The sequence below is a fragment of the Streptomyces sp. NPDC059092 genome, assembly GCF_042756365.1.
Lineage (GTDB): Bacteria > Actinomycetota > Actinomycetes > Streptomycetales > Streptomycetaceae > Streptomyces.
In genome coordinates, this window is the sequence record NZ_JBHZEJ010000146.1 from 1 (window position 1) to 3,253 (window position 3,253).

General features: G+C 70.4%; 2 protein-coding genes. Both read right to left on the reverse strand.

The window, feature by feature from the left end:
- Positions 1-46: 46 nt before the first annotated feature.
- Positions 47-1,405 (reverse strand): endo-1,4-beta-xylanase, encoded by a 1,359-nt coding sequence (locus tag ACFXPL_RS36995; RefSeq protein ID WP_384927566.1) that lies wholly within the window; start codon positions 1,403-1,405, stop codon positions 47-49.
- 176 nt (positions 1,406-1,581) lie between these two features.
- Positions 1,582-3,069, reverse strand: a complete 1,488-nt coding sequence (locus ACFXPL_RS37000) for a glycoside hydrolase family 43 protein (RefSeq protein WP_384927567.1) — start codon at positions 3,067-3,069, stop codon at positions 1,582-1,584.
- Positions 3,070-3,253: the final 184 nt, after the last annotated feature.

A 3,253-nucleotide genomic window follows, 5' to 3' on the forward strand; every position in this document is an offset into this window, starting at 1 on the left:
GGGCCGGCAAAGCCCCCCGCGCCGCCCGCGTCCAGGCCCACGCGGGTCAGGACGCCGTGCAGGCACCGACGGTGGGGGTCGACCACTCGCCGTTCGCCATGACCGTGAAGCCGAAGCTGGTCGCCGCCCCGGCGGCCAGCGTGCCGTTGCCGTTCGGCTTCATCGTCATGACGTTCCCGCCGCTGTCCCAGGCGGGGGTGCCGTTCCAGGTCGTGGAGACCTTCTGCGGCGCGCGTACGGTCACATCCACCGTCCAGCCGGTGATGGCCGAACTCCCCGCCGTCACCGTCACCTTGCCGTTGAAGCGGTCGCCCCACCGCTCCGTCTCGGAGTACGTGGCGGTGCAGGCCTGACTCCCGCCGCCACCGCCCCCGCTGCTGGAGCCGCCGAGCGCCGTCAGCACCGAGGTGTACGCGGCCTTCTTCGCGTAGTTGCCGTCGAACAGCAGCGGCGTACCGCTCGCCCGCCACGAGTACTTGTCGGTCACGCCCCACACCGTGATGCCGGTGCAGCGGGAGACCGCCAGGCACGCCTGTACGACGCGCCGGTAGCTGTCCGCCTGGGCCGTGCCGGAGCCCTCGATGTCCAGCTCGGTGATCTGCACGTCGACGCCCAGGTTGGCGAAGCGCTGGAGGTTCTGCTGGTAGTCGGAGGGCACCGGGGACTGGGCGTTGAAGTGCGACTGGAAGCCGACGCAGTCGATGGGCACACCGCGCGCCTTGAAGTCGCTCACCATGGCGTAGACGGCGTTGCTCTTCGCGTTCTGGCCGTCGGTGTTGTAGTCGTTGTAGCAGAGCTTGGCGGCGGGGTCGGCGGCGCGCGCGGTGCGGAACGCCTCCTCGATGAACCCGTTGCCGAGCTTGTCCTGGAACGGCGAGCTGCGCCGGGCGCCCGAACTGCCGTCCTGGAACGCCTCGTTCACCACGTCCCAGGAGTGGATCTTCCCCTTGTAGTGCTGGGCGACCTGGGTGATGTGGTTGTTCATCGCCGTCCGCAGATCGGCGGCGGCCAGCGAGCCGACCCAGCCGGGGAGCTGGGAGTGCCACACCAGTGTGTGGCCCCGGATCTTCATGCCCCGGCCCTGCGCGTGGCTGACGATCTGGTCGGCGGCACCGTAGTTGAACGAGTTGCGGGAGGGTTCGAGGGCGTCCCACTTCATCTCGTTCTCGGGCGTGACGCTGTTGAACTCCTGGTTCAGCGTGGACGCGTACCCCGATTCGCCGAGGTGGTTCGCGGCGACGGCGGTACCGAAGTACCGCCCCTTCTCCGCCGCCGACGCGCCGAGCGTCGTCGCGGCGCTCGCGGACGGGGCGGATGCGAGGACGGCGACCACGAGGGTGGCGGCCAGCAGGGCGGTCGGGCGTGCCACGGCGAGCAGACCTCTGTTCTGCGACGTACCGATCACGCTTCCTCCTTGGAGGTTGTCGAGACATGCGGCTCCCCGGGAGGCCCCCACAACCGGCCCGAGACGGTTGGCGCTTTCGTAAAGTCAAGCAAAACTTTCGAAACGCGCAAGGGGGTGCGACGCAGTTGCGTGCGGGAGGTCGCCCGCCGGGTGGTCCCGACCGCCGGCCGGTCGCGTCAGTTCACATAGACCTCGGCACGGTCGACGCTCACGAAGGAGGCGCCGGACTGGGCGTTGTGCTCCCCGGTCACCCGGACCCGCAGGGTGTGGCTGCCCTGGGCGAGCCGGGGGCTGGTGTACTGCACCGCCTCGCCGACACGGATCGCGTTGTGGAGGTCCACCCGCTGCTCGGGGCCGCCGTCGACGCTGATGGCCGCGTAGCCGTTGCCGGTGTCCTTGACGGAGAGCAGGACGATACGGGTGCCGGTGAAGGTGAAGGTCGCCGTGGCGCCCGCCCGGTCGCTCCAGTGGTCGTCGCCCCAGAAGCACTGCGTGGCGCAGCCCGACCCGGAGTTCCATGCGCCGGTGTACGTGACGCCGCCGGGGCCGCTGGAGCGGCCGTCGTCGTTGATCCAGTAGTTGCCGGACCCGGGGTCGCCGGAGGGCAGGTTCTGGGTGGCGCCCATGGCGAGCGGGCGGCCGAAGTCGGGGCTGCCGTCGGCCCGCCAGGTGAACTTCTGCGCCCGCGTGGTGCGGTTGCTGTAGGTGTTCACCGAGGTGGACTTGGCGTGGTGGACGATCCAGTCCTCCGTGCCGTCGGGGGACCGGAAGAAGGCGTGGTGGCCCGGCCCGAACACGCCCCGGTCGTCGGCGCGCGAGAACACCGCGCCCTGGTGCTGGCGCCAGTTGCCCGGTACGAGCGGGTCGGCGTCCAGCGGCATCGACATCATCCAGACCTGGTAGTCCGGTTTGCCCGTGTCGCAGGCGGAGTAGGTCATCCAGACCCGCCCGTTGCGGTACAGGAACTCCGGTCCCTCGCGCACCTCGGGGCAGCCGCCGGCGCCGTTGAGGGCGACGGCGTTGCCGGAGACGGTGTACGGGTTGGACATCGGGGCGATGTTGAGCCCGTTGTGCTGGTACTGGTTGATGCCGCTGTACGCGAGGTAGAGCCGGCCGTTCAGTTGGAGGATGCCCGCGTCGATGGCGAAGTCGTTCGCGTGGTTGGGCGGGGCGAGTTTCGACTTGAAGCGGTACGGGCCGGCGGGGTCGTCGCCCTCCGACTCCAGGACGTACAGCCGGTGGTGCTCGTCGACTCCGTCGTCGGCCGTGTAGTACATGTACCAGCGGTCGCCGAAGCGGTAGAACTCCGGCGCCCAGATGTTCCGGTCGCGGGACGGGTCGGTGTCCGTCCAGACGGTGACCGGGGCGGCGGTCAGCAGCGTGCCCAGGGACGGGGAGCGCCACATCCGGATGCTGTTGCCCTGGGTCGTCGTGAGGTAGTAGTTCCCCTTCCACTGCGTCATGAAGGGGTCGGGACCGGTGTTGAGGGGGTTGCGGAACGTGCCGGCCGCCGCGGCGGCGACGCGCGGTGCGGCGCGGTCCGCGGGTGACGCCGCGCCGGCCGGGGCGGTGAGCGCGGGCAGCAGGCCCACGACGAGCCCGAGGAGGGCGGCGACGAGCAGGGCGGTGCGCGCGCGGGGCGGCCTGGTGGGGCTGGGAAGCACGGGGGGTCCTTTCCGCCGTTCTTCACATCGGTGCGCCTGTGCACCGACGCGCCTTTACATCGATGTAATGGCGAGCGGTCACGCTAGGGACGGTTCCGTGTCCATGTCAATAGTCGGGGAAGCCCCGGCGCGGAGGGCGACGCGGCCGGCACAGGCCCGTACGACGCGTCGTACGGGCCTGTGC